The following is a 25,924-nucleotide window of genomic DNA, read 5'->3' as shown; positions in this document are numbered from 1 at the left end:
AGCTGTTGAGCTCGCTACGGTCTGGGAAGACCCCGTGACGACGACGCAGTTGCCTCAAGTCGATCTGGACAACTCTTCCACCTTACCAGGGATGCATGCCCGAAGCTGCATGCACGCCGTTCTGGCGCGTCTGTCAGGCGTGCAGTGCCTCGTTCAGCGTGACGCCGACACCCGTCCGCTGCTTCGCCTCGATAGCACCTGAGACCGAGTTGCGCCAGAACAGCAGGCCGTTCCCCCCGGACAGTTCTGCGGCCTTGACGACGCGCTTGCCGCCGTCGGCCGTGTTCGGACCGTCGACCAGCACGACCTTGGATCCGGCGGTGAGGTACACCCCGGCTTCGAGGATGCAGTCGTCGCCGAGAGCGATGCCGAGGCCCGCGTTCGCGCCCAGCAGGGTGCGCTCACCGATCGAGACACGTACGCTGCCGCCGCCGGAGAGCGTGCCCATGATGGATGCGCCGCCGCCGATGTCGCTGCCTTCGCCGACCACGACGCCCTGTGAGATGCGGCCTTCGACCATCGAGGCGCCGAGAGTGCCGGCGTTGAAATTGACGAAGCCCTCGTGCATCACGGTGGTCCCGGGCGAGAGGTATGCGCCGAGGCGCACGCGGGAGGCGTCGGCGATGCGGACGCCGGCGGGCAGAACGTAGTCGGTGAGCCGCGGGAACTTGTCCAGGCCCTGCACCTGGATGCCGTGGCGCTGCAGCAGCGGACGCAGCCGCGCGGCATCGGCCGGGAGCATCGGGCCGGCCGTGGTCCACGCGACGTTCGGCAGATGCGCGAAGATGCCGTCCAGATTGAGCTCGTTCGGGCGCACCACGAGGTGCGACAGCGCGTGCAGCCGGAGATACGCGTCGGCAGTGGAAGCCGGAGCCTGGTCGAGATCGACCTGCAGCTGCACGAGTTCGGTGCGCACGTTGCGCCGGTCGTCGGCCCCTGCCAGCGCCTCCCAGGTCATGGCGGCTGCCGCGGCATCCGCAGCGTCGAGGTCGCCGGCGGAGACCTCGGGGAACCAGGCATCCAGGACAGTGCCGTCGCCGGCGATCGTGGTCAGGCCGATACCCCAGACGGTGCGCGCGTTGCTCATGGCACCAACGCTACCGAACTTCCGAATGCACATCGGCGCGAAGGCTACGCTGGAGGGCATGCTGTTCGATCTGACCGCCTCATCCGTCGATCTCACCCGCGCGATCTGCGACGTCCCCAGCGTCTCCGGCGATGAGGCTGCGCTGGCCGACATGATCGAGGCCTCCATCGCACCGTACGATCACCTCGAGGTGATCCGGCACGGGAACACGATCGTCGCGCGTACGAACCTGGGCCGCGCGCAGCGCGTCGTGATCGCAGGTCACATCGACACGGTCCCCATCAACGACAACGTGCCTACGCGCGAGGTCGACATCGACGGTGCTCCGTACCTCTGGGGACGCGGCACCGTGGACATGAAGGGCGGCGTGGCGGTGCAGCTCAAGCTCGCCGCCGAACTCACCGCTCCCGTGGTCGACATCACCTGGATGTGGTACGACAACGAAGAGGTCGCCGCATCCCTCAACGGACTGAACCTGCTCGCAGCCGATCGTCCCGACCTCTTCGCGGCCGACTTCGCGATTCTCGGTGAGCCGTCCAACGGCCAGGTCGAGGGCGGATGCAACGGCACCCTCCGCGCGATCGTGCGCACCCACGGCGTCCGCGCGCACAGCGCGCGCGCGTGGATCGGCGAGAACGCGATCCACCGCGCAGCGCCCATCCTCTCCCGCCTCTCCGAGTACCGTGCCAAGGAGGTCACGGTGGAGGGGCTCGCCTACCGCGAGAGCCTCAGCGCGGTCCGCATCGTCGGCGGCGTCGCCGGCAACGTGATCCCGGATCTCTGCGAGGTCGAGATCAATTACCGGTTCGCGCCGAGCAAGACCGCCGCGGACGCCGCGGCGCACGTGCGCGGCGTGCTCGAGGGGTTCGAGGTGGAGATCACCGACTCCGCCGAGGGCGCCAGGCCCGGCCTCGATGCCCCGATCGCCCAGCAGTTCGTCGCTGCCGTCGGAGCCGAGCCGCGACCCAAGTACGGATGGACGGATGTCGCGCGCTTCTCCGCCATGGGCATCCCCGCTGTCAACTACGGGCCCGGCGATCCGCACCTCGCGCACCACGACGAGGAACGAGTGCCGCTCGCCCAGATCGACGCGGTGGAGCACGGACTGCGGGCGTGGCTCACCGCGCCGTGATCACGGCCGCGCGGCGGTGGGCGAACATCCCGGTCATCCTGCGCATCGCGGTCATCTACGTTCTCGGACGTCTGGTGACCACGGGATTCCTGGCCATCGCCGCCGAGCTGTCCGGTCCGGGCTCGCGCTTCGGCGCTGACGCCACCATCGGGAGCTTCATCCTCGGCTGGGACGCGCAGTGGTACTGGCTGGTCGCGTGGGAGGGGTATCCGTCCGTCCTGCCGCTGACGGAGTCCGGTCAGGTCGCCGAGAACGCCTGGGCGTTCATGCCGCTCTACGCATACGCGGCGCAGATCATCGGCATGCCGTTCGGATCCTGGGGTGCCGGTGCGCTGCTGATCTCGCTCGTCGCGGGTTTCTTCGCGTGCGTGATGCTCTACCGGCTGCTGCATCGCCGCATCGGCGACTCGGCGGCGCTGTGGGCTGCGACATTCTTCGCATGGGGGCCGTTGGCGGCGCTGTTCCAGGTGGGCTACGCCGAGGTGCTGTTCGTGCTGCTGCTGCTGATCGCGCTCGATCTTCTCGCGCGGCGCAGATTCGGCTGGCTCTACCTCGTCGTCGTGCTCATGGCGTTCACCCGTCCTGGCGTGCTCGCCTTCGCACTGTATCTCGGGCTCTACGGCATCCTGAGGTGGGTGCGCCGCCGCGCGGACCCGCTGCCGCCACGCGAGGTCGTCCACATCATCGCGCTCGGTGCGCTGGCGACGGCGACCGGGTTCGCATGGCAGACGATCGCCGGCCTCGTCACAGGAGATCCCGGCGCATACCTCGCGACCGAGCTCAGCTGGCGTCGCAACTGGGGGATCGACGCCGAAGGCTTCATCCCGTTCGAGGGCTGGTGGCAGGCCGCGCAGTTCTGGTTCGCCCAGTGGGGGATGCCCGCGTGGTGGGGGCCGGTCGTGCTGCTGATGTTCGTCGGCGGGAGTGCTGCCGCGTTGCTGTTCGCGCCGCAGGTACGCAGGATCGGGGTCGACCTGCGACTGTGGAGCGCGAGCTATCTGCTCTACCTGCTCGCGGTCTTCTTCCCGCAGTCGAGCACGTTCCGGCTGCTGATGCCGCTCACACCGCTGTGGGCAGCCGTCGCGGTGCCTCGGTCACGGCTGTATCGGCTGAGCGTGCTGGCGTTGTGTCTTCTCGGCCAGTGGGTGTGGATCTACCACATGTATGCGCTCGGGAACACGTACTGGCAGGTCCCGTGACCTCGCGTTCATGACGTATTCTTCCGCCGTGCGCACCGAGGCGGAAGCATACCGATAAACTTGATGCATACCACCGGAGGAAAAGGAGTCACGATGGCAGCGATGAAGCCGAGGACCGGAGACGGACCCATGGAGGCCGTGAAGGAGGGGCGACTCATCATCGTGCGCGTTCCCCTCGAAGGTGGCGGCCGTCTGGTCGTCTCCGTGAACGATGCCGAAGCGAAGGAGCTGCACGACGTGCTGGCAGGCGTCGTGAGCTGACTTCCGATTTCACTTCGAAGGGGCGGCGGATCATCGATCCGTCGCCCCTTCGTGGTTGTCGGAGTCAGTCCCTGTGGATGCTGACGAGCTGCAGCAGGCCCTCGCCGACGGTCGAGATCGCGGCGAGCACTGCGGGGGACTCCTGGGTCTCCTGCACAAGCGAGCGGTACGCGCTCGTGACGGCGTCGCGCTGAACCGGGTCGGCTGCCTTGCCGCCGGCGAGAACGCGGGGGACGAGCACGATGCCGCCGGTACGCACAAGTCGCAATCCGTGTTCCACGTACTCGATGACGTTCTCCGCGTCGGCGTCGACCAGGACGATGTCGTACGAGGCCTCGTTCATGCGCGGCAGCACATCGGAGGCGCGGCCGGTGATGAAGCGTGCCTTGGTCGGTGCGATCTTGGCCTCGCTGAAGCTGCGACGTGCAGCGGCCAGATGTTCCGGCTCATTGTCGATCGACGTGAGCACGGCTTGCGGTGCGCCACGCAGCAGCCAGAGCCCGGAGACACCTGCGCCGGTGCCGATCTCGACGATCGAGCGGGCGTTGGAGGCAGCGGCGAGCAATGCCAGCTGAGCGCCGATGGCCGGGCTCACCGGCGCCGCGCCCAGCTCGAGCGCGTGCGATCGAGCACGCGCGATCGCGGCGGGCTCGATGATGGCCTCGCGGATGTAGCGTGCGTTCGCGTCGTTCTCGCTCATGACCCTGCTCCCAATGGATTTGCTGCTCTGCCCAGAGTATTCGCAAGCGCTACCAGAGCGAGGCAGGCGCGGCGAGTAGTAGCCTGTGTACATGGATTTCGGTCTCACCTTCGAGAAGCTTCTGCTCATCGGTGTGATCGCTGCGGTCATCATCGGTCCTGAGCGCCTGCCGAAGGCGGCAGAGACGTTCGCGGGATTCGTCCGCAGAGCTGGTGAGTACCTCCGCGACACCAAGAGCAAGATGCGCGACGAGATCGGTCCGGAGATCGACGACGTCGACTGGCGCAAGCTCGACCCGCGTCAGTACGACCCCCGCAGGATCATCCGCGACGCGCTGATGGACGATGCGCCCTCCGGAGCAGCAGCCACCGCTTCGGCGGCAGCAGGCACCGCCGCGGTGGCATCAGGCACCGCCGCGGTGGCGGCGAGTGCCGCGACGCCTCTGCTCGACCCGCCGCGTTCGCCGATGGTGCGCCCGGCGTTCACGAGCGAGGCGCCTCCGCCGTTCGACCTCGAGGCGACCTGACTCAGATCTTCGCCTTGAGCTGCGCGATGTCCGCGTCGCTCAGCAGGGCTCGTGGCACGGCTGTGACGATGGAGGCGCCGCGAAGCAGCAGGATCACCGCGTGCCTGCCCACGCGCACCGCGCGGAATGTGGAATAGGCCATGTCGGAGACGCCGTTCTTCGCGAACAGCGTGATCGTCTCATCACCCAGACTCACCCCCACCGTCGAGCCGGACGGCATCGCCGTCATGATGGCCCTGCGCACCTGAGCGCGTGTGAACAGGATCGACGCGATGGCGAAGGCCGCGATCGCCACGAGCGTCCAGGTCAGCGTGGTCGTCTGCTCCTCGTCGACTCCGCTGACGATCGAGAGCACGATGGCGTTGAGGACGAAGGCGGCGATCAGCGCGGTGTACGCGATGAGTGCGAGCGGACGGGTCAGCGAGTAGACGGTCGCGTCGGCGGACATGCCCCGGAGCAGCTCCGGATCGACGCGCATGGAGCGGGGAGAGGGGGCGCTGGTCACGTCACGAGTCTTTCACGACAGCGACATCTCTTCACGACAGCGACATCTCTTCACGACAGCGACATCGGCAGCGATCTGCCTGCGAGCCCACGGCCCCGGTGTGCGATCGTATCGGCCAGGGACTGGATCGCCTGCGCCGCAGCGTCCGCCGGGTCCCCGAGAACGACCGGAATACCCCTGTCGCCGCCGGTGCGCAGAGCGGGGCTGAGCGGGATCGACGCGAGCAGCGGAACCTCGGCGCTCTGGTCGGCGCCGGACGTGGGGACCGAGAGCGCGGCGGCCACCTCGACGCCCCCGCCGGAGCCGAACAGATCGACGACGGTTCCGTCTGGCAGCGTGAAGGCCGCCATGTTCTCGACCACGCCGATCACGCGCTGACCGGTCTGCCTGGCCACCAGCCCGCTGCGGATCGCGACATCGGATGCCGCCGCCTGCGGCGTCGTGACGACGAGGACCTCGGCGTGCGGGAGGATCTGGCCGATCGAGATCGCGATGTCGCCGGTGCCGGGTGGCATGTCGATGAGCAGCACGTCGAGGTCGCCGAAGTGCACGTCGGTCAGGAACTGCTGCACTGTGCGGTGCAGCATCGGGCCGCGCCAGGCGACGACCGCTTCGCCGTCGCGCAGGAACATCCCGATCGAGATGGTCTTCACGCCGTGCGCGACCGGCGGCAGCATCAGATCGTCGATACGGGTCGGCTGCGTGCCGGCTGGGATGCCGAGCAGCCCGGGGATCGAGAACCCGTGCACGTCGGCGTCGACCAGACCTACGGCGAGACCCTGTGCGGCCAGTGCCACTGCGAGATTCGCGGTGACGGTCGATTTGCCGACGCCGCCCTTGCCGCTGGAGACGAGGATGACGCGTGTCAGCGAGTCGGGGCCGAACGGCATCTGCCGCGCCGGCCTGCCCGCCCGGAGCTTCTCGGTGAGCGCTTTGCGCTCGTCGGGCGTCATCACCCCGAGCTCGACGGTCACGTCGGAGATGCCCACGACGGATGCTGCGGCACGGCGCACGTCGCTCTCGATTCGGTCCGAGGCCGGGCATCCCACGATCGTCAATGCGATGCCGACCTGGGCATGCTCGTCGACGACGGTGATCTCGCGCAGCATGTCGAGATCACCGATCGGCCGCCGCAGTTCGGGATCGGTCACTGCGGCGACCGCCTGACGCACGCGTTCTGCGAGGCTCATGTGCGCGGACTGTTCCGGGTGGGGGCGGCACCATTGCCCGCGGCGGAATCGTCCTCACGCTCGTCGTCGAGATCGGCCAGGAGCGACTTGAGCTCCGCGCGCAGGACATCCCGCGTCACGGCCTGATTGTTGCGTTCTTCGAGCGCCATGCGCAGCGCGACGATCTCGCGGGCGAGGTACTCGGTGTCTGCGAGATTGCGCTCGGCGCGCTGGCGGTCCTGCTCGATCTGCACCCGGTCGCGATCGTCCTGACGGTTCTGTGCGAGAAGGATGAGGGGAGCGGCGTACGACGCCTGAAGCGAGAGCATCAGAGTCAGAGCGGTGAAGCCCAGCGCGGCGGCATCGAAGCGCAACGGATCCGGCATCAGCGTGTTCCAGAGGATCCATGCAACGCAGAACAGCGTGAGCATCAGCAGGAACGCCGGTGTGCCCATGGCACGGGCGACCCATTCGGTGAACCGGCCGAAGCGGTCTCGGGAGGTGGGTCGCTGGCGCGTGGATCCGCGTCCGAGCGGAGCGTCGAGCGCGGAGCGGTCGGCCCTGGCCATCATCGCGCGCCTCCTTCTGCCACTGCGTCTTCGTCGGCGTCCTGGGTGCGCCAGTCATCCGGCAGCAGATAGTCGAGCACGTCGTCGATGCTGACGACGCCGACGAGGCGGTTGGCGGCGTCCACGACGGGGAGGGAGACGAGGTCGTAGCTCGCCAGCAGACGGGCCGTGTCGATGGCGGATGCCGTCACCGAGATCGGCTCCATCGTCTCGTCCACGATCGCGCCGAGACGCTCGTGCGGCGGGTAGCGCAGCATCCGCTGGAAGTGCACGACGCCCAGCAGCCGACCGGTCGGCGTCTCGAACGGCGGAAGAGTGACGAACACCGCTGCGGCCAGTGCCGGGTGCAGTTCATGGCGGCGGATCAGGGCGAGGGCTTCGGCGACGGTGGCGTCCGCGGAGAGGATGATGGGCTCGGTCGTCATCAGACCACCGGCAGTGTCGGGTCCGTAGCGCAGCAGCGTGCGGACGTCTTCGGCCTCCTCCGGCTCCATGAGTCCGAGCAGCTGCTCGAGGCGCGTCTTCGGCAGCTGCGCGAGCAGGTCGGCCGCGTCGTCCGGCTCCATCTGGTCGAGGATGTCTGCGGCGCGTTCGTCGCCGAGGCCGTCGAGGATGTGCACCTGCTCGTCTTCGGGCATCTCCTCCAGCGCGTCAGCGAGACGGTCGTCCGGCAGCTCGCCGGCCACCTCGATCATGCGCTGCTGCGGCAGATCGAGCAGAGTCGTCGCGAGGTCGGCGGCGTGCAGTTCGGAGTACGAGGCGACGAGCTGCTCGGCGGACTGCGACTCGCCAGGCGCGCGCTTCTCTGCGACCTCGTTCCATGCGGCGAAGGTCGTCGGTCCCTTGGCGAACGGTGAGGCGCTGGTCTTCGGCTTGCGCAGGAACAGCTGGCTGACGTTCCACTCGCCCAGGCGGTTGGGCTCGATCGCGACGTCTTCGATGACCGCACTGCCGGTGCCGTCGGCGAGCTCGACACGGCGACCGAGCAACTCGGCGAGCACGCGGACTTCGCCGGGGCGGGGTTGGAAACGGCGCACGTTGATGAGACCGGTGGTGAGTACTTGTCCCGACCGGATCGAGGTGACCCGTCCGATCGACATGAACACGTGTCTGCGGCCCGGGATCTCGACGACGAGGCCGATCACGCGCGGGGAGGCCGTACTTCGGTACACGATGACGACATCCCGGACCTTGCCGAGCCGGTCGCCGACGGGGTCGAAGACTGCGCACCCGGCCAGGCGCGCGACGAAAACCCGTTGTGTGCTCACGCTCCCAGCGTAGCCTCCGACCTGCGGATCGCGGGCTTGTCAGGGCACCGCGTGGAACAATGGGCACATGAGCATGTTGAACCGCCCAGCCGCCGGTAAAGCCGTGGGGGAGACCGTCGCGTCCGTCCGCGACTACGAGGCAGCGCAGAAGACGGTGTCGAAACTGATCGCCGGTGAGGTACCCGCACGCGACATCGCGATCGTGGGACAGGGCGTGCGCACGATCGAGCGCATCACCGGCCGGCTCGGATACGCAGCGGCCGCCCGCTCCGGCGCCGTGAACGGCGTGCTCATCGGTCTGCTGCTCTCGGCGATCCTCGTGATCGGCAACCCCGATGCACCCATCCAGCTCTTCGTCGGATTCGTGTTCATCGGCGTCGCTCTCGGCATGATCATGAGCCTCATCACGTATGCGATCGTGCGCCGTCGCCGCGATTTCGCGAGCGTCACACAGCTCGCCGCAGACCACTACGAGGTGACGGTGCTGCCGACGTCGCTGGCGAAGGCGCGCGAGGTCGTCGGCGATCAGCGCACGACCGTGGTCAAGCCCCCGGTGAATCTCGACGAGCCGCCCAGGTACGGGGAGCGCGTCGAGGCGGGGTCGGAGAAGACGACCGCAGTGCGCGACGGTGCCGAAGGGGAGCGCATCGGCGGGCACGTGATTCCGCCGCGCCCGGCGGATCCGGCGCCGGATGGGCACTCCGCCGCATCGCGAGCGGATTCTGCTCCGCGTTACGGTGAGCGAGTGGAGCCGTCGACGCCGGTTGCGCCCGCCGATTCGCAGGAGGCCGCAGAAGACACCCAGCCGGCCTCTGAGTCGAAGTCCGACGACGAGGGTCCCCGTGACAGGGCCTGACCGGCGCCCCGGGAGCACCACGGTGAAGGCAGTGCTCCAGGAGCCGTTCGCGATCGCGTACATCCGGTCGTGAACTTCGAGGTCGAGCTGCCGAACGGTGCGGCGACCGTCTCGGCGCTGTGGGCACCGGCATCGGGTCGCGGAACAGTCGTCGTGGCGCACGGCGCCGGCGCCGGCATGGAGCACCCGTTCCTCACCGGCTTCACCGACGCGCTGAACGCGGCCGGCTTCTCGACCCTGCGGTTCAACTTCCCGTACCGGGAGCAGGGCAGGCGGATGCCGGGACCCGCAGCACACGCGATCGCGACGTGGCGGGCGGCGGTGGCGCACGCGCGTTCGCTCGCCCCGGATGCCTCCCTATGGGCGGCAGGCAAGTCTTACGGCGGCCGGATGGCGTCGATGGCGGTCGCCGAGGGCATGGACGTCGACGGGCTGATCTACCTCGGCTATCCGCTGCATCCGCCTGGTCGACCCGACAAGCCGCGCACCGAGCATCTGCCTTCGATCACCGTGCCGCAGCTGTTCATCGAGGGCTCGAACGATCCGTTCATCCAACCCCTGTCTCAGTTCGAAGAGGCTGTCGAGAGCTGCAGCGACGCGCGGGTGGAATGGATCGACGGCGGCGGTCACTCGTTCGAGGTGATGGGCAACAAGCGCCCGCCCGAGGTCGTGGCCGCGTCTCTGGCACCGATCGTGGCGGCGTTCGCCGACGCCTGAGTTCTCATGGACTGAGCCGGACGCGTGCCGCCCGCTCCTTCAAGCGGAACAGCAGCAACCGCAGCGCAGCACCGATCTTCATCGGCACGATCTCGCCGAAACGGTGCTCGTCGGCACGGACCAGCCGCTCGGCGAGATCCGGACGCTGCTGCCACAGATACTCTCGAGCCACCTCGGCGTGCGGAGAGTTCGAGACGATCTTGATGACGTCGGCGTGCTCGATGAGCCCGATCGCGTTCTCGACGTTCTGCCAGGTCGAACGGCTGTCCGATTCCAACAGGATCCGTCCGGTGTAGTCGAGCTCGTCGCGGGCGAAGCGTTCCATCAGCTCAGCCTCGGCCACCTTGCTGTGCACAGTTCCGCCGCAGAGAACGAGCACGCTGTCGGAAGTGCGGTCGATCGAGCGGATGCCGGCGCGCACGCGGTAGCGGTTGACGAAGTTCGCACGCGCGCCGCGGTTGCCGTAGCCGAGCACGACCACGGCCTCCGTACCCGCCCGACTCTTCAGCTCAGCCGCACCAGGCGCGGTGCCCAGCATTCGCCTGCTGGAGCGCCAGTGCACGAACTCGGCCCAGACCGCGAACGCCGTGTACGTCGTGAACCCGGCCCGGAACAGCCGACGAAAGCGGTCGCGCTGTGCACTCAAGCCTGCTGCACCCGCGCGATCCACGCCTCGACGTCATCCACGGTGCGCGGGATGCCGGCGGACAGGTTCACCGGTCCGTCCTCGGTCATGAGGATGTCGTCCTCGATCCGCACGCCGATGCCTCGCAGCTCTTGCGGAACAGTGAGGTCATCGATCTGGAAGTACAGGCCGGGCTCGATCGTGAAGACCATGCCTGCTTCGAGCACCCCGTCGTAGTACATCTCGCGGCGCGCCTGCGCGCAGTCGTGCACGTCGATGCCCAGGTGGTGCGAAGTGCCGTGCACCATGTAGCGGCGGTGCTGGCCGCCGGCATCCGCATCGAGCGCCTCTTCGGCGCTGACCGGCAGCACGCCCCACTCGGCCACGCGCGTCGCGATGACCTTCATCGCAGCCTCGTGCACCTCGCGGAACTTCACTCCGACGCGTGCCACGGTGAACGCGGCATCCGCAGCCTCCAGCACCGTCTCGTACACCTTGCGCTGCACGTCGTCGAAGGTTCCGTTCACGGGCAGCGTGCGCGTGATGTCGGCGGTGTAGAGGCTGTCGGCCTCGACTCCGGCATCCACGAGGATCAGGTCGCCGGGCACCACGGCGCCGTCGTTGCGCGTCCAGTGCAGATAACAGGCGTGCGGACCGGATGCGGAGATCGTGTCGTATCCCTCGCCGTTGCCGTCCTCGCGCGCTCGACGGTGGAAGACGCCCTCCACGACGCGCTCGCCGCGGGCGTGCTTCGCGGCATCCGGCAGCGCGTGGATGATGTCGTCGAAACCGCGGGCGGTGATGTCCACAGCCAGGCGCATCTCGGCGACCTCGTACTCGTCCTTCACGAGACGCAGCTCGGACACGACCCGATCGAGCTCGGCATCACCGAGGACGACATCGTCTGCGCCGGCCTCGAAGGCGGTGAGGTGATCGGTCGCGACATCCAGATCTGCGGCGACGCCGGCGAGTGACGGCCGAGGGCCGATCCAGAACTCGCCTACCGTGGCGTCCGCGTAGAACTCGGTCGTGGTGCGGTCCGCGCGTTCGCGGAAGTACAGGGTGACGTCGTGACCGTCATCGGCTGCCTCTGAGGAACGCGGCTCGAACACGAGCACGGAGTCCGGCTCGGTGTCGGCGGCCCACCCGGTCAGGTGCGCGAATGCGGAGTGCGCGCGGAACACGTAATCGGTGTCGTTGCTGCGCTGCTTGAGCGAGCCCGCTTCGATGACGAGGCGCTTGCCGGGGAATGCTGCGGACACCTTCGCGCGCCGGACGGCGGCGTACGCGGCCTGGGGGCGGGCAGCGGGCATCAACTCAGGACGCTCGGCCCAGCCGGTCGAGATCGTGTCCAGGAATCCGCGGGGGAAGGGCTGCTTGCGGTTCGTGACGGGGGCCTCGGCGATCGTGTCGCTCTCTCCGGTGTTCATCTATCCAGTCTCTCACTCCGACCTAGGCTGGGGAACATGACTGCGCCTCGCATGCCCATCGCCCTCACCATCGTCATCGACGTGATCCTCGTCGCGGTGTTCTGCGTGATCGGTCGGCTCTCGCATGCCGAGGGCGTGTTCAGCGACGTTCCAGGCCTCCTCAACACGATGTGGCCGTTCCTCGTCGCCGTGCTCGCCGCGCATGCGGTGATGCTGCTCCGGCGCACGCATGCGGATCGGATGCTGCCGGGCGTCGTCATCTGGGCCGTCACGGTGGTCGTGGGGCTGGTGCTGCGTGCACTGAGCGGGCAGGGGACCGCGATCGCCTTCATGATCGTCGCGACCTTGACGCTGGCGCTGTTCCTGATCGGATGGCGGGCGGTAGTGGCCATTGCGCGCCGGATGCAGAGTCATCGCTCTGCATAACTCCGGAGCTTTTAGGCGGATCCGGTTCGGTTGACGCAGCTACGGCTGGATTCGGGGCAGTTCTCCGGAGTCATGCAGCCGGACACCGGCGGACTCAGCCCGCGGGATCGAGCTGCACGACGAGCGCGCGGTGATCGCTGCCGGCGGCGTCCAGCACGAGCGACCCGGTCGGCTCCCAGTTCTGGCTCGCCATGATGCGGTCGATCGGCGCGCCGAGCAGCGCGGGGAACGACGCCGGCCACGTGCCTGTGGCTCCGGTGCCCGTTCGGCTCGCCGCATCGCGGCAGTAGCCCATGTCGCCGCCGTCCACTCCGAGCGAGGCCATGTGGTCGATCGTCGCATTGAAGTCACCGGCGAGGATGAAATCGCCCGCCGGACACTGATCGGCGATCCAGCTCAGGTCGGATTGCCAGCGCTCCATCGCGTCGACGCGCGGCGCGACCGCGTGCACGGCCACGATGGTCGGTCCCGTGCCGTTGACCGGCATCACGACCGCGCTCGGCACGGAGCTGGTGTTGCTGCTGCCGTCCGCCGACGACCCGATCACCGAGTAGTCGCCCAGCTCAGGGGAGACGAGGATCGTGGTCTCCCAGGCCTGCGGACCGTTCGGGACCTCGCCGAACTGCACGTGGTGGACCCACATCGGGCGCCCCTGCTCACGCAGCATGACCGCTATGCGCTCGCCCACGGATTCCGCGGTCTCAGGGAGCGTGACGACGTCGACCTCCTGAGTCAGGATCGCATCGGCGATGGTCTCGGCCGAAACGGCCTCTCCCGCGGTGTTCCAAGTGAGCACGCGGACGCTCGCCTCGCTCTTCGCCGGAAGTTCACCGGTCCCGAAGCCCCGCAGCGCGCCGATCCCGGCGATAGCCGCAGACCCGAGCAGGGCGACGATGAGGATGGACGCCGCGAATCCTCGCAGCGGCCTGGCGAACAGCAGCAGGAGAGACAGCACGGCGATCGCGAGCAGACCAGCCAGCACCGCACCGCGCACGGCGACGAGCTGTGCGAACGGGAAGGTCTGCTCGAGCTGGAAGAACTGCGGCCAGACGACGATCGCGGTCGCGATCGCGAACAGTACCGTCAGCAGGATCCCCAGGAGTCGAAACATCCCCCAGAGCCTACGGCCGCACACTGTGAATCGTCTGGTCCGACGACCTGCGCGTCGCGGCCAGGCGCGGCAGCGGCACCGCCCTGCGCATGGCGCCGCGATACGCTCAGAGGATGACGGATGACGCGGTGCCGGGCGCCGGTGCGAACAGGTTCTCGGGACCGAATGACCTGCATCTGCATTCCAATCACTCCGACGGCACCGAGACACCTGCAGAGGTGGTGCGACAGGCGCACGCCCACGGCATCCGCACGCTCGCCCTCACTGACCACGACCGCAGCACGGGGTGGGACGAGGCTGGCAATGCCGCGGCATCCCTCGGCATGACATTCCTCCCCGGAATGGAACTGTCCGCGAAGTACGAGTGGCGCAGCGTGCACGTCCTCGGATACCTGTTCGACCCGGACGACGGTGCGCTGCGCGCCGAGACCGATCGCATCCGAGGCGACCGCATCGGCCGGGCCGAACGGATCGTGCGCAACATCGGCCGCGATTACGACCTCGTGTGGGCCGACGTGGTCGCTCAGACTGCAGGGGATGCCACGGTCGGGCGCCCGCACATCGCCGATGCTCTCGTCGCCCGAGGCATCGTCAGCGATCGCAGCGCCGCGTTCGACGGCATCCTGCATCCGCGCGAGGGGTACTACGAGCCGCACTACGCGCCAGATCCGCTCACAGCGGTGAACCTCATCACCGGTGCAGGGGGAGTGGCCGTGATCGCGCATCCCGTCACGTCAGGGCGCGACCGGATGATGCCGATCCCCTTCATCGAGCGACTCATAGATGCCGGACTCGGCGGATTCGAGATCGATCATCGCGAGAACACCGAGCAGGGCAAGAAGATCCTGCGCGAGCTCGCGGCGAAGCACGACCTCATCGTGACCGGATCCAGCGACTACCACGGTGCGGGAAAGCCCAACCTTCCCGGTGAGAACACCACCTCGGACGAAATGGTCGCGCGCATCATCGAGCGTGCGACAGGCTCCGAGCCCCGCTACGCCTGAGGGGGCGTTCTGCATACGAAAGCGGGGCGGATGCCGCAGCATCCGCCCCGCTTTCGTGTGAACTTACGCGCCTGCCGGCGCAGCGCCACCCGAGCGGCGGCGGCGACGGCGACGCTGCGGGGCGGACTTGCCGTCGTGGTGCTCGCCGCCCTTGCCGTCGTGCGTACCGGCACCTTCGGCGTCGCGCTCGACGGTGGGTGCCGCATCCGACGATGCCGACTCGTTCGCCGTGGTGCCTTCGGTGAAGGTCGAGCCGACCTTGTCACCCGAGCCGCCACGACGGCGACGGCGACGGCGCGTGGTGCCGTCGCCCGAACCCTGCTCGGCGGCAGCGTCGGCCGCGCGCTCAGGGCGCGGAGCGCGCTGCGTCTTCACGGACTGCGTCTTGGGAGCCGTCGTCAAGCGGCCCTTCGTGCCTGCGGGGATGTTCAGGTCCTCGAACAGGTGCGGGCTCGACGAGTACGTCTCGACGGGCTCCGGCTGACCGAACTCGAGGGCGCGGTTGATGAGAGCCCACTTGTGCAGGTCCTCCCAGTCGACGAACGTGACGGCGATGCCGGTCTTGCCAGCGCGGCCCGTGCGGCCGGCACGGTGCAGGTACGTCTTGTCCTCGTCGGGGATCGTGTGGTTGATCACGTGCGTGACGTCGTCGACATCGATGCCTCGAGCGGCCACGTCGGTCGCGACGAGCACGTCGCGCTTGCCGGCCTTGAACGCGGCCATCGAACGCTCGCGCTGCTCCTGGCCCATGTCGCCGTGCACACCACCGACGTTGAAGCCGCGGTCGCCGAGCTCGTCGACCAACCGCTGGGCTGCACGCTTGGTGCGGGTGAAGATCACGGTCTTGCCGCGGCCTTCGGCCTGCAGGATGCGGGCGATGACCTCGTCCTTGTCGAGCGAGTGCGCGCGGTAGACGAGGTGCTTGATGTTCGCCTGCGTCAGGCCCTCGTCGGGGTCGTTGGCGCGGATGTGGATCGGGTTCGACATGAACCGTCGGGCCAGGGCCACGATCGGGCCGGGCATCGTCGCCGAGAAGAGCTGCGTGTGCCGGACTGCGGGCACCTTCTGGAAGATCTTCTCGATGTCGGCGAGGAAGCCGAGGTCGAGCATCTTGTCCGCCTCGTCGAGGACGACCTCGGTCGCGTTCGACAGGTCGAGCAGGCGCTGGCCTGCGAGGTCGATGAGGCGACCCGGCGTGCCGACGACGATCTGCGCGCCGGCTTTCAGCTGGTCGATCTGGCCCTCGTACGCCTTGCCGCCGTAGATGGCGACGACGCTGGTGGAACGGTTGCTGGTGAGGAGGTCGATGTCCTCGTACACCTGCACCGCGAGCTCACGGGTCGGAACGACGATGAGCGCCTTGACACCGGGTTCCGGGTTCTTGCCGAGGCGCTGCACGACGGGGACACCGAAACCGAAGGTCTTGCCCGTACCCGTCTTCGCCTGGCCGATGATGTCCTGGCCGGGGAGGCCGAGGGGGATGGTCTGCTCCTGGATGGGGAACGCGTCGATGATGCCCTTGGCCGCGATTGCGTCGACGATGTCCTGATCGATACCGAGATCAGCGAATGTTGTCACTTGTTCTATTGCCTGTCCGGCGGGCCTTCGGGAAGGAAGAGAGCGCCACGTTACGGATCCACGCCGTCTCTTGTGCCACAGGCGCGGGCCCCTGCTCCTACGGCAGGGCTCCTTCCAGACTACCCGAGCAGAGCGAATCGGCCGGAAGACCCGTTTTCCCCGTCGCGACGCCGGTAGTCTGAACCCGTGGTGAAGTGGTTCTGGCAACGTGATGCCCCCAGGCGTACTCTGACCCTCCGCGCTCGTGGAGACGTCGGAGGGGCGATGCGTGTCGACTTCGCGGAACTCGCGCCGGAGCTGAACAGGTTCCTCGGCCAGGCCGCCTACCTGCAGCTCGGATACTTCGAGACGCTCACCCGCCTGATCAGGGCGACGCCCGAACTCGAGGAGAAGGCCGCGATCACGCGTGCGGCCGGCGCCGCGCTCAGCAAGCACCGCGGCATCGTCGATGTGATCCGCCAGCAGGGTGAGGACGCGACCGAGCTGATGCTGCCGTTCCGCGAGCACCTCGACGCGTTCCGCCGCAAGACGATCGGCGCGCGGCCGCGCGAGACGCTGCTCGCGGTCTACATCACGGCCGGGATGCTGGACGACTTCTATCTCGCGCTCGCATCGAGCTACGGCGAGACGGGACGCCGGATCGCCGACATCCTCCGCGAGGACGACGACACCGGAGAGATCGTCGAGATCCTCAAGCGCACCATCGAGTCGGACCAGGAGTGGCGCTCACTGCTGTCGATGTGGGCACGCAGACTCGTCGGCGACACCGTGCTCGTGGCGCGCCAGGCACTGCGGCCGGAGCGCCTGGCCAAGGACGACGACAGGGTCGAGCCGGTCTACACCGAACTCATGGGCGCGCACGCGCGCCGCATGGATGCGATGGGCCTCGCCGCGTAGCATCCGCGTCGCTCACGAGACCGCGCCGGCTCAGATTCCGAGCGCGACCTTCTTCTCGGCATCCGCACGGTGACGCGTCGCTGTGACCGCGAATCCGACCACGGCGGAGATGACGACCGCGCCGCCGATGCTCGCCAGCCAGAGCCAGCCGTTGTCCTCACCGATGCCGGACCACTGCATCAGCGTGTAGACGACGGCCGCGACTGCAGCGGCGATGGCAGGCACGACGGCGACGCCCCGCAGTGAGCGGTGCGGAAGCACGAAGTGCACGGCGATACCCAGAGCGCACGCCGCGATGAGCGCGAGAAGGATGTACATCGCCGGTCAGGCGACGAAGCCGACGCGACGCGATTCTTCGGTGCCGAGTTCGATGAATGCCAGGTTCGCGGTCGGCACGATGTACGAGTTGCCCTTCACATCGGTGAAGCTCACCTGCGCGGCGTTCTGCTCGAGTGCCGCGGTCACCTGGGCGCGGACATCATCCGGGCTGGTGGACGTCTCGAAGTTCAGTTCGCGGCCGGTGTTGATGATGCCGATGCGGATTTCCACGCGTGCTCCTTGAAGATTCGGGGACTGCGCCCAACTCTACCCCGGTGATGTCGAGCCGGATCGGGCGCGGGGCCCGGTTTCGCCCTGGGCGCACAAGCGAGGTCGGGTTCCTCCGCGACGCGGTCAGGCAGTGTCCGGAGCTCGGACTAGCGTGGATGCCATGACAGAGGATGCCGGGCAGCGAGCCGTCGTCGAGGCGGCTGCCGAAGCATCCGGAGTCATCATCGGTGCTCCGGGAACAGGCAAGACGCAGACCCTGATCGACCGGGTCGCTGCTCTTCTCGGCAGGCATGCGCTCGCGCCCGAAGAGGTGCTGGTGCTGACCCCGAACCGTCAGGCGGCGACGGTGCTGCGCGACCGCATCGGCGTGCGCATCGGGCAGGCGACGCCTGGGCCGCTGGCTCGCTCGCTCGGATCATTCGCCTTCCAGCTCGTGCGCGGTGCGATGGTCCACGCCGGAGAAGAGCCTCCGGCGCTGCTCACCGGCGCCGACCAGGACCGCATCATCGCCGATCTGCTCGCCGGCGACCTCGACGATGAGACGGCAGGGCACCCGTCGCGATGGCCGGAGGCTCTGAGCGCGGGCGTGCGCGCCTCGAAGGGATTCCGCTCCGAACTGCGCGCCTTCCTGGCGGAATGCACGGAACTGGGCGTGCAGCCCCAGGAACTGCAGGCTTCGGATCGACCGGTCTGGCGTGCGGTCGGCGCGTTCATCGACGAGTACCGCACGGTGCTCGCGGGCATGCGCACCGCCTACCGCGATGCGGCCGATCTGGTCAGCGAGGCCGCGGCGATCCTTCGCGATGCGGAGCCCGCAGTCCTCGGCCCGCTCGCGCCGTTGCGGGTCGTGCTGATCGATGATGCGCAGGAGATCACCAGAGGCGGCATCACGATGGTGCGCGCGTTGAAGGCGCGTGGCATCGCTGTCCTCGCGTTCGGCGATCCTGACATCTCCTCCGGTGCGTTCCGCGGGGCGAGTCCGCAGCTGTTCCAGGAGTTGTCCGGTGTGCTCGAGCGCGTCTTCGTCCTGGAGACGCCGCATCGTCAGAAGCCGTCGCTCACCGATCTGACGCGTACCGTCACTCAGGCGATCGGTGTGGCCGGGCGCGTCGAGCACCGTCGCGCACCTGGCCCTGCATCCGAGGTCCTCGACACGCCGGCATCCGCCGACGCGCCGGTGCAGGCCTTCCTCGCCCCGTCACCGTATGAAGAGGCCGACCGCATCGCGGGCACGTTGCGCGACTGGCATCTCACGCATGGGATCGCATGGAGCGACATGGCAGTGATCGCCCACGACACCAGGCAGGTGACGTCGCTCGAGACCGAGCTCGCCGCACGCGAGGTGCCGACACGGGCAGCCGGCGTGCAGCGGCCACTCGGAAGCGAGGGTGTCGTGCGCGACATCGTCGGCATCGTGCGCTTGGCGCTCACCCCGGTCGAGGCACGTGAACCCGAGATGCTCATCGATGCGCTGCGTTCGCCGTTCGGAGGGATGGATGCCGTCGGCCTCCGCCGCCTGCGCGCGCGCCTGCGCCACGTCGAACTCGCCGACGGGGGATCGACGCCGGCTTCCGAGCTGCTGCGTCAGGCCATGGCGTTTCCCGCGCATTTCACATTCGTCGACGCGCCGGAGGCGAGAGTCGCTGCACGTTTCGCCACTACGCTCGCCGAGACGGCCGCCGCGGCTGAGGCGGGGGAGACGATCCACGAGCTGCTCTGGCGCATCTGGGACGACGCTCGGGCCCTCGACGGCTCCAAGCTGCAGCAGTACTGGCGGGCGGCGGCGGAGCAGCCGGGCGGCGGAGAGACGGCCAGGGCGCTCGATGCACTCGTCGCCCTGTTCGACGCGGCCAAGCGCTTCGTCGAGCGCACGCCGAATGAGCGGGCTGATGCGTTCGTGCGAGACATCCTCGACAGCGAAGTGCCGGAAGACACGCTCTCCACGCCCGAACGGCCGGGGCTCGTGACGCTGCTGACACCGGCAACGGCGCTGGGCACGCAGTTCGATGCCGTCATCGTCGCGGGAGTGCAGGACGGGGTGTGGCCGAACGTCCGGCTGCGCGGAGGCCTGCTCGAGACGTGGCGCCTCGCCGATGCCGTCGGTGCCGCGCGCTCCGGTCAGCCGGAGACGGCGCCCGGCGTCCTTGATCGGCGCCGCGATGCGCTGCACGACGAACTGCGACTGTTCGTCCGGGCGCTCTCGCGTGCGCGCTCCCGCATCGTCGTCACCGCGGTGGATGACGATGCCACAGGTCCCAGCCCGTTCTTCGGGTTCCTGCCGGAACCGCCGCCCGCATCCGCGCATCCGGCGGCCGAGCACCCGCTCACCCTGCGGGGCGTCGTCGCCCGGCATCGGCGCACACTCACGAGCTCCCCCGACGCCGACACCCGAGCGGATGCGGCGGGTCAGCTCTCGGTGCTGGCACGCGAGGGTGTGCCTGGTGCAGACCCTCGGGAGTGGTACGGGATCGCCCCGTCGTCGACGTCGGCGCCTTTGCACGATCTGTCGATCAGGGCCGCGCGCGTCTCACCGTCGAAGATGGAATCGTTCGAGGAGTGCGAACTGAATTGGGCGATCTCGGCGCTCGGCGGTGATACGGTGCTGCCACCGTCGGCCGGAATGGGCACGATCATCCATGAGGCGATGGAGACGGTGACCGACGGCGATCTCGAGAAACTGCGGGCTGTTGTCGAGGAGCACTGGCCCGAGCTCGACTTCGAGACGGAATGGATCGGGCGCAAGGAGCGCCGCCGCGCTGACCTGTACATCGAACGCCTGCACGCCTACCTCGGTGAGGTGACCGGTGATCGCGGACGCGTGCTCGCGAGCGAGGTGGAGTTCCGTTTCGCCGTTGACGTCGCAGCCGTCGAGGGGCCGCGCACGGACGACGACCTCGTCGAGGCACCGGCCGTGCATGTGGGCGACAAAGCCGACGGCCCGAACCGCGCGGTCGTGCACGGGTTCATCGATCGGGTCGAGGCGTACCCGACCGGCGCGGGAGAGCATGCTGCCGCACGAGGTCGCGGCTGGACAGACATGGCTGAGGGAACGAACGGAGAACGGGTCGTCGTCGTGGATCTGAAGACCGGCAAGAACGAGCCGACCACCGATGCCAAAGTCGAGGAGCACGCGCAGCTCGCGGCCTATCAGGTCGCGGTCGACCAGGGGTTGATCGACGGCGCCGATGCCGGTGCTCTGGCAGGGGCCCGGCTGCTGCTCGTCGCCAACACGCTGTCCGGCAGCGACTACCGTGTGGCTCATCAGCACACGCTGATCGGCGATGCGCGCACCCGATTCCTGAACCGGCTCGCGTCGGCGGCCAGGGGGATGTCGGGAGACAGCTTCACCGCGCACGTCGAGGCGCACTGCGCCGACGTGCAGTGGCGTGTGCACCCGTGCCGCATCCACACCGTGCCGGCGGTCAGTGCATGACGTCGTGGAATGAACAGGGCCCGGGGCTCTCCGCGCTCGAGGTGGCCGCAGCGCTCGGTCAACCGCCGCCCACGACGGCCCAGCAGCGCGTCATCGAAGCACCGCCCACGCCGGCGCTCGTCGTCGCCGGCGCCGGCAGCGGGAAGACCGAGACCATGTCCGGCCGTGTCGTCTGGCTCGTCGCGAACGGGCATGTGCGCCGTGACGAGATCCTCGGCCTCACCTTCACTCGCAAGGCCGCAGGTGAGCTGGCCGAACGCATCGCGGCACGGCTCGCGGTGATCGACGAATACGGCCAGCGCGGTCTGCTTCCGCATGTCCCGGAGATCATCGCCGCCGGGATGCTGAGACGCGTCGACGATGCATCTCCCGGCGCGCAGCGTGCGCTGGTGCGCTCGCAGGTTCTCGGTGAGCTCGCCGAGCACTTCGACACCGGGTGGGATCCGACCTCGCCGAGGACGGCGGAGGATCTGATGATCCGTCCCCGCGTCTCGACGTACAACGCGTTCGCCGACTCGATCGTGCGGGAGCATGCCGCGCGGATCGGCCGTGATCCCGACGTCGCGATGCTGAGCCAGGCGGGGTCCTGGATGCTGGCGCGCGAGGTCGTGCTGCGCGCCGACCTGCCGGAGTTGGAGGGCATCGAGTACGCCGTCGGTACGGTCGTCGACGCGGTGCAGCGGCTCGCCGGCGACGCGCTCGACCACCGCGCCGATCTGGAGCAGGCGGAGCGGATCGCGCTCGAGCACGCGGTCGCCTTCGCGCCGTATCGCAGCAACGCCGACGTCGCCAAGGTCGCCGACAATCTGCTCGCATTGCCGACGCTCACCGCACTCGTGCGGTCGTACATCGCCGAGAAGCAGCGCAGGGGAGTGCTCGACTTCGCAGACCAGGTGAGCGGTGCCTACGACATCGTGGAAGCATCACCCGATGTGCGCGCCGACCTGCGCGAGCAGCATCGGGTGGTGCTGTTGGACGAGTATCAGGACACCTCGGTGATCCAGACGCAGTTCCTCGCCGAAGTGTTCCGGGACTCGGCCGTCATGGCCGTCGGCGACCCGCACCAGTCGATCTACGGCTGGCGCGGTGCGAGCGCCGACAACCTCTACGCATTCGCGCGCACTTTCGCCCGCGATGCGGCGCCTGCGGACTTCAGCCTCATGACGAGCTGGCGCAACGACAGCACTGTGCTCGACGTGGCCAATCGGGTGCTCGAGCCGCTTCGACGCCCAGGCCTCGACGTTCCGCCGCTCGAGCCGCGACCAGGCGCAGGGACCGGCGCGGTCGGCATCCGATACCCGTTCACCGTGCACGATGAGGCGGCGGAGGTGGCGGAGTGGTTCGCCGAGCGGCGAGCGGAGCATATGGCAGCGGCGCGCCAGGGGGTTTCACCGCACACGGGGGCGGTCCTGTTCCGATCCAAGCGTCACATGCAGACCTTCGCCGAGGCACTGGCGGCGCGAGGCATCCCGCATCGCATCCTCGGGCTCGGCGGTCTGCTGACCACGCCGGAGGTGGTCGATGTGGTGTCAGCGCTGCGCGTGATCCACGATCCGAACGCGGGCTCCGCTCTCATCCGACTGCTCGTGGGGCCCAGGTTCGGCGTCGGCCTGGCCGACATGGGCGCGCTGTACGACCTCGCCTCCGAACTGTCCAGACGTGACAGCGGTCTGCTGCCGCTGCCCGACGAGTTGCGCGCGCGCATCCGCTCCTCACGGGGCGCAGACGAGGCAGTGTCGATCGTCGACGCGGTCGACGTCGTGCGCGGGCTCCGCGACGACTATCGACTCATCGAACGCATCACCGAAGAGGGGCGGGCGCGGATACGCGCGGCCGGTGAGATGCTCGAGCGCCTGCGTCGTGCGTCGGCGCAACCGATTCCAGAGCTCATCCGCCTGATCGAGATCGAACTCCGACTCGACATCGAACTCGCCTCCAACGAGACCCGCGGACCCGCCCGCGTCGCGGCGACGCAGCTGCGCGCCTTCGCGGACGAGGTGCGTGCGTTCCTCACCGCCGACGACCGCGGCACGATCGGGTCGCTGCTGGCGTGGCTCGACAAGGCCGAGAGCACGGATGAGCTGATGCCCCGGCCGGAACCCCCCGAGCCGGGCGTCGTCCAGCTGCTCACGATCCACGGCTCCAAGGGACTCGAGTGGGATGCCGTCGCCGTGGTGCGGCTCGTCGAAGGAGAGCTTCCCTCTCGTCCCACCGACACGTCGGGCTGGTTCGGATTCGGTGTGCTGCCCTTCGCACTGCGTGGCGACAGCGCCGCGCTGCCGCACTTCCAGTGGGATCCGCCGGCGGATCCCGACCTCGATCCGCAGAAGCGGCTCAAGGCGGGCGTGGCGTCTCTGACGAGCAGGAGCAAGGCCGCACCTGGTGCACTCACGGTGTTCAAGGACGCCTACCGCGAGTACCAGCAGCAGGAGGAGCGCCGGCTCGCATACGTGGCGATCACCCGTGCGCGCACCGATCTGCTCCTGACCGGAGCGCACTGGGCGGGGCAGAAGAGCCCTCGTGAGGCGAGTCCGTATCTGTGCGAGGCCATCGACGTGCTGGGGCTCGATGCGATCGCAGCGGTCGACGATGACGAGAACCCGTACGCGGGGGAGGGAAAGACCAGTGTCTGGCCGCTGGATCCTCTGGGCGGCCGCCGTGCGGTGGTCGAGTCCGCTGCCGCGCGCGTGCGCGCCGTCGAGGGAGAGCCGGTTGCCTCCGTGCAGCTGGGACGACTGCTCGCCGAGCGCGCCGAACGTCAGCGCGGCATCCGCGCGGAACCGCCTGCGCGCGTGCCTGCATCGAAGTTCAAGGACTACGTGACCGACTTCGACGGCACGGTGCGTGCCCTGAGCAGACCCATGCCGGAGCGGCCGTACCGGCAGACGCGCCTCGGCACGCTGTTCCACGCCTGGGTGGAGCATCGGTCGGGGCTGGTCGGAGCCGGTGCCGGTCCCGAGAGCGCCTTATGGGACTCCGACGAGGAGCAGCCCGACCAGTGGAGCGTGTCGGCCGCCGATGAGGCCGACCTCGCGCGTCTGCGCGAGATCTTCGAGGGGAGCGAATGGGCGACGCGCCAGCCGATCGCCGTCGAGATCGAGATCGACTTCGCTCTGGGTTCCGGCTCTACCGACCTTTCGACCCCTGAGCCCGTCGCAGGGGCGGTGGGCGAGGGCCACATCGTCATCTGCAAGCTGGATGCCGTGTACCGCCGCGAGGATCGCGGCGGACGCATCGAGATCGTCGACTGGAAGACCGGCAAGGCTCCGCGCAACGCTGCGGAACGCGAAGAGCGGATGCTGCAGCTCGCGCTGTATCGCCTCGCCTATCACCGCCGCTTCGGGGTGCCTCTCGACGAGATCGACGTCGCGCTCTACTACGTCGCGGACGATCTCGTCATCCGAGGCGATCGGGTCTATTCGGAGGAGGAGTTGGTCCAGCGCTGGAGCGCGGCACGCGCGGCGCGCTGAGCCTCATCCGCCGGGTCGTCGTCGTCGCTCCCTGGACGGGAGTCGTTCCCTGAACGGGAGCCGCTCCCTGGACGGGAGCCGTTCCTTGGACGGGAGTCGCTCCCTGGACGGGAGTCGCTCCCTGAGCCTGTCGAAGGGTGCGGCTCGGTTCGCGGGGGCGCTTCGACAGGGTCAGCGACCGGGTGAGGCAGCAGGTCGGAATCAGCGAGATCGCTGAGATCCTCGGTGGAATCGCCCACGTAGACGTCACCCCCTGCGACGCGACCATCTTCGGCACGACCACCGACAGGTGCGTCGGCGACCGCGTCATCCTCGCCGGGGAGCAGATCCCGCGGGTTGTACGCGTCGGTCTCCATGGCGGTGTTCACGTGCGTCGACGCTGTCTCGGGCACTCGCCCCAGCGCGTCCATGGCGGAGTCGACGCCCTCGCTGCGCTGAGCGATGACAGACAGATCGTTCTCGCGGAGTCCTTCCGACAGGGCTTCGAGCAGCCCTGCCGCGTCGTCCACGATGTCGCTGCGGTGCAGCGCATCGCCGTGCACCAGCCAGCGCGCGAACTCGAGCTCGGCCAGCAGTCGTGCCCGCAGTGTCAGCGCGCCATCCGGCGCTCGGTCCGAGGCCTGTGCGTATGACGCGTGCACATCGCCGGCGGCATCCGATGCGGACGAGAGCCAGGCGAGGTCGACTGCGGGATCCCCGAGCGCGAGTCCGTGCCAGTGCACGAGGCCGATCACGGACGGACCGGCCTCTGGATCGTCTTCGAACAGGAACGATGTCGCCTGCACGCCGCCGAGCGTCACGGCGGACTCGAAACGCCACAGGTCGTCGTCTTCCACGGCCTCGCGCCAGCGCACAGTCAGTCGTGCCGGGACGCGCCCGGTCGCCGCGGCGCGATCGACGAGTTGGCGGACCTCTTCCCTGGCTTCCTCCGCACTGCGGGCGGTGAGTCCGGCGCTGCGCACGACGGATGCCGGGAGCGCGTGCACTGCAGCGATCGACGCGCCCATTGACTCCGCCGCTCCGCGACCCGCGGGCACGTGAGCCGCTTCGATCTGGAATCCGGGCAGCAACTCGGTCACGAGCGCACGACCGTCCGCGAGGCGTGTCTCGCCGACGTATTCCGGTGCTCGGAAGGGCAGCATGGCGCGTGCACCCGCGGTCAGCGCGCGCAGCGCGAGCGACTCGGAGGCGAGTTCGCGCGCCGTCTCGTCGTCGTCGCCGACGCGGATCGCGAGTTCGCGCCCATCGGCGAGTGTGACGACCGCTGAGTCGAACCGACCGTCGCCGTCGGCTGTCAGAGTTCGCGCCCCGACGACCTCCGCCCCGGACAGTGCGGCTGTGACCGCCGCCGCTAGAGTAAAGGGAGACCGTGCCATGCCCCCAGGTTAGGTCCGCTCGGGTGCGGTTGCGCC

Annotated in this window: 24 protein-coding genes; 11 read left to right on the top strand and 13 right to left on the bottom strand. The window is 68.6% G+C overall.

The features are described 5' to 3' along the window. Nucleotides 1-133 precede the first annotated feature (133 nt). Nucleotides 134-1,087: a 2,3,4,5-tetrahydropyridine-2,6-dicarboxylate N-succinyltransferase gene (dapD, locus tag J1M43_RS11205; RefSeq protein ID WP_206476718.1), complete on the bottom strand. Its 954-nt coding sequence runs from the start codon at nucleotides 1,085-1,087 to the stop codon at nucleotides 134-136. A 58-nt stretch (nucleotides 1,088-1,145) separates the two neighbouring features. On the opposite strand from dapD, the gene dapE reads away from it, so the two are divergent. The 3 genes from dapE (at nucleotide 1,146) to J1M43_RS11190 (ending at nucleotide 3,679) form a co-directional block, all read left to right on the top strand. Then, complete coding sequence (gene dapE, locus J1M43_RS11200; RefSeq protein WP_206476717.1) at nucleotides 1,146-2,219, top strand: succinyl-diaminopimelate desuccinylase; 1,074 nt, start codon at nucleotides 1,146-1,148, stop codon at nucleotides 2,217-2,219. Beyond that, nucleotides 2,201-3,418: a hypothetical protein gene (locus J1M43_RS11195; RefSeq protein WP_033104796.1), complete on the top strand. Its 1,218-nt coding sequence runs from the start codon at nucleotides 2,201-2,203 to the stop codon at nucleotides 3,416-3,418. Before dapE ends, J1M43_RS11195 begins: the two co-directional genes overlap by 19 nt. Nucleotides 3,419-3,511: 93 nt before the next feature. Continuing rightward, complete coding sequence (locus J1M43_RS11190; protein ID WP_084595462.1) at nucleotides 3,512-3,679, top strand: DUF3117 domain-containing protein; 168 nt, start codon at nucleotides 3,512-3,514, stop codon at nucleotides 3,677-3,679. A 64-nt stretch (nucleotides 3,680-3,743) separates the two neighbouring features. Here the strand turns inward: J1M43_RS11190 and J1M43_RS11185 are convergent, their stop codons facing one another. Further along, on the bottom strand, nucleotides 3,744-4,379 hold the full coding sequence (locus tag J1M43_RS11185) for an O-methyltransferase (protein WP_033104795.1): 636 nt from the start codon (nucleotides 4,377-4,379) through the stop codon (nucleotides 3,744-3,746). 91 nt (nucleotides 4,380-4,470) lie between these two features. On the opposite strand from J1M43_RS11185, the gene J1M43_RS11180 reads away from it, so the two are divergent. Next, a complete protein-coding gene (locus J1M43_RS11180; RefSeq protein ID WP_206476716.1) occupies nucleotides 4,471-4,905 on the top strand; it encodes a Sec-independent protein translocase TatB in 435 nt (144 codons plus the stop codon). Nucleotide 4,906: 1 nt separating this feature from the next. Here the strand turns inward: J1M43_RS11180 and J1M43_RS11175 are convergent, their stop codons facing one another. From J1M43_RS11175 to J1M43_RS11160, 4 genes are read right to left on the bottom strand one after another with little or no spacing between them, the layout of a single operon-like run. After that, nucleotides 4,907-5,410: a YcxB family protein gene (locus J1M43_RS11175; RefSeq protein WP_206476715.1), complete on the bottom strand. Its 504-nt coding sequence runs from the start codon at nucleotides 5,408-5,410 to the stop codon at nucleotides 4,907-4,909. 50 nt (nucleotides 5,411-5,460) lie between these two features. Continuing rightward, nucleotides 5,461-6,600 carry an Mrp/NBP35 family ATP-binding protein gene (locus J1M43_RS11170; protein ID WP_033104792.1) on the bottom strand — a complete coding sequence of 380 codons (1,140 nt, stop codon included), beginning with the start codon at nucleotides 6,598-6,600 and terminating at the stop codon, nucleotides 5,461-5,463. Further along, on the bottom strand, nucleotides 6,597-7,148 hold the full coding sequence (locus J1M43_RS11165; RefSeq protein WP_033104791.1) for a DUF1003 domain-containing protein: 552 nt from the start codon (nucleotides 7,146-7,148) through the stop codon (nucleotides 6,597-6,599). Before J1M43_RS11165 ends, J1M43_RS11170 begins: the two co-directional genes overlap by 4 nt. Then, the gene (locus tag J1M43_RS11160; RefSeq protein ID WP_033104790.1) at nucleotides 7,148-8,416 is read right to left on the bottom strand and encodes a magnesium transporter MgtE N-terminal domain-containing protein; all 1,269 of its coding nucleotides are present in this window, start codon (nucleotides 8,414-8,416) and stop codon (nucleotides 7,148-7,150) included. The genes J1M43_RS11165 and J1M43_RS11160 overlap by 1 nt, the downstream gene beginning before the upstream one ends. Nucleotides 8,417-8,483: 67 nt before the next feature. Here J1M43_RS11160 and J1M43_RS11155 point away from each other — a divergent pair, with 67 nt between their 5' ends. Next, nucleotides 8,484-9,272, top strand: a complete 789-nt coding sequence (locus J1M43_RS11155) for a general stress protein (protein ID WP_234001392.1) — start codon at nucleotides 8,484-8,486, stop codon at nucleotides 9,270-9,272. A 69-nt stretch (nucleotides 9,273-9,341) separates the two neighbouring features. Beyond that, nucleotides 9,342-9,989: an alpha/beta family hydrolase gene (locus tag J1M43_RS11150; protein ID WP_206476714.1), complete on the top strand. Its 648-nt coding sequence runs from the start codon at nucleotides 9,342-9,344 to the stop codon at nucleotides 9,987-9,989. Nucleotides 9,990-9,993: 4 nt separating this feature from the next. On the opposite strand, the gene J1M43_RS11145 is transcribed toward J1M43_RS11150, so the two are convergent. Next, nucleotides 9,994-10,635, bottom strand: a complete 642-nt coding sequence (locus J1M43_RS11145) for a YdcF family protein (protein WP_234001393.1) — start codon at nucleotides 10,633-10,635, stop codon at nucleotides 9,994-9,996. Next, complete coding sequence (locus J1M43_RS11140; RefSeq protein ID WP_206476713.1) at nucleotides 10,632-12,044, bottom strand: aminopeptidase P family protein; 1,413 nt, start codon at nucleotides 12,042-12,044, stop codon at nucleotides 10,632-10,634. Before J1M43_RS11140 ends, J1M43_RS11145 begins: the two co-directional genes overlap by 4 nt. Before the next feature lie 36 nt (nucleotides 12,045-12,080). Between J1M43_RS11140 and J1M43_RS11135 the strand changes: the two genes are divergently transcribed. Next, complete coding sequence (locus tag J1M43_RS11135; RefSeq protein ID WP_206476712.1) at nucleotides 12,081-12,470, top strand: DUF3054 domain-containing protein; 390 nt, start codon at nucleotides 12,081-12,083, stop codon at nucleotides 12,468-12,470. Between the two features lie 94 nt (nucleotides 12,471-12,564). On the opposite strand, the gene J1M43_RS11130 is transcribed toward J1M43_RS11135, so the two are convergent. Beyond that, a complete protein-coding gene (locus J1M43_RS11130; protein WP_206476711.1) occupies nucleotides 12,565-13,581 on the bottom strand; it encodes an endonuclease/exonuclease/phosphatase family protein in 1,017 nt (338 codons plus the stop codon). A gap of 113 nt (nucleotides 13,582-13,694) precedes the next feature. Here J1M43_RS11130 and J1M43_RS11125 point away from each other — a divergent pair, with 113 nt between their 5' ends. Further along, on the top strand, nucleotides 13,695-14,585 hold the full coding sequence (locus J1M43_RS11125) for a PHP domain-containing protein (RefSeq protein ID WP_206476710.1): 891 nt from the start codon (nucleotides 13,695-13,697) through the stop codon (nucleotides 14,583-14,585). Between the two features lie 63 nt (nucleotides 14,586-14,648). Here the strand turns inward: J1M43_RS11125 and J1M43_RS11120 are convergent, their stop codons facing one another. Beyond that, nucleotides 14,649-16,163: a DEAD/DEAH box helicase gene (locus J1M43_RS11120; RefSeq protein WP_206476709.1), complete on the bottom strand. Its 1,515-nt coding sequence runs from the start codon at nucleotides 16,161-16,163 to the stop codon at nucleotides 14,649-14,651. 186 nt (nucleotides 16,164-16,349) lie between these two features. Between J1M43_RS11120 and J1M43_RS11115 the strand changes: the two genes are divergently transcribed. Continuing rightward, the gene (locus J1M43_RS11115) at nucleotides 16,350-17,060 is read left to right on the top strand and encodes a ferritin-like fold-containing protein (protein WP_206476708.1); all 711 of its coding nucleotides are present in this window, start codon (nucleotides 16,350-16,352) and stop codon (nucleotides 17,058-17,060) included. Nucleotides 17,061-17,090: 30 nt separating this feature from the next. Here the strand turns inward: J1M43_RS11115 and J1M43_RS11110 are convergent, their stop codons facing one another. Both J1M43_RS11110 and J1M43_RS11105 read right to left on the bottom strand, forming a co-directional pair. Next, nucleotides 17,091-17,378, bottom strand: a complete 288-nt coding sequence (locus J1M43_RS11110) for a hypothetical protein (protein ID WP_033104784.1) — start codon at nucleotides 17,376-17,378, stop codon at nucleotides 17,091-17,093. 6 nt (nucleotides 17,379-17,384) lie between these two features. Next, nucleotides 17,385-17,609: a DUF3107 domain-containing protein gene (locus J1M43_RS11105; RefSeq protein WP_033104783.1), complete on the bottom strand. Its 225-nt coding sequence runs from the start codon at nucleotides 17,607-17,609 to the stop codon at nucleotides 17,385-17,387. A gap of 160 nt (nucleotides 17,610-17,769) precedes the next feature. On the opposite strand from J1M43_RS11105, the gene J1M43_RS11100 reads away from it, so the two are divergent. After that, entirely contained in the window at nucleotides 17,770-21,042 is a 3,273-nt protein-coding gene (locus tag J1M43_RS11100) for an ATP-dependent DNA helicase (RefSeq protein ID WP_206476707.1), read from the top strand. Then, a complete protein-coding gene (locus J1M43_RS11095) occupies nucleotides 21,039-24,512 on the top strand; it encodes an ATP-dependent DNA helicase (protein WP_206476706.1) in 3,474 nt (1,157 codons plus the stop codon). Before J1M43_RS11100 ends, J1M43_RS11095 begins: the two co-directional genes overlap by 4 nt. Here J1M43_RS11095 and J1M43_RS11090 read toward each other — a convergent pair. Beyond that, entirely contained in the window at nucleotides 24,458-25,888 is a 1,431-nt protein-coding gene (locus tag J1M43_RS11090) for a phosphotransferase (RefSeq protein WP_206476705.1), read from the bottom strand. The two genes, J1M43_RS11095 and J1M43_RS11090, sit on opposite strands and share 55 nt — an antisense overlap. Nucleotides 25,889-25,924: the final 36 nt, after the last annotated feature.

The sequence above is a fragment of the Microbacterium sp. KRD172 genome, assembly GCF_017168295.1.
GTDB lineage: Bacteria > Actinomycetota > Actinomycetes > Actinomycetales > Microbacteriaceae > Microbacterium > Microbacterium profundi.
Note: the sequence above shows the minus strand (reverse complement) of the source record. Positions and strands in the feature narration are given on the sequence as shown.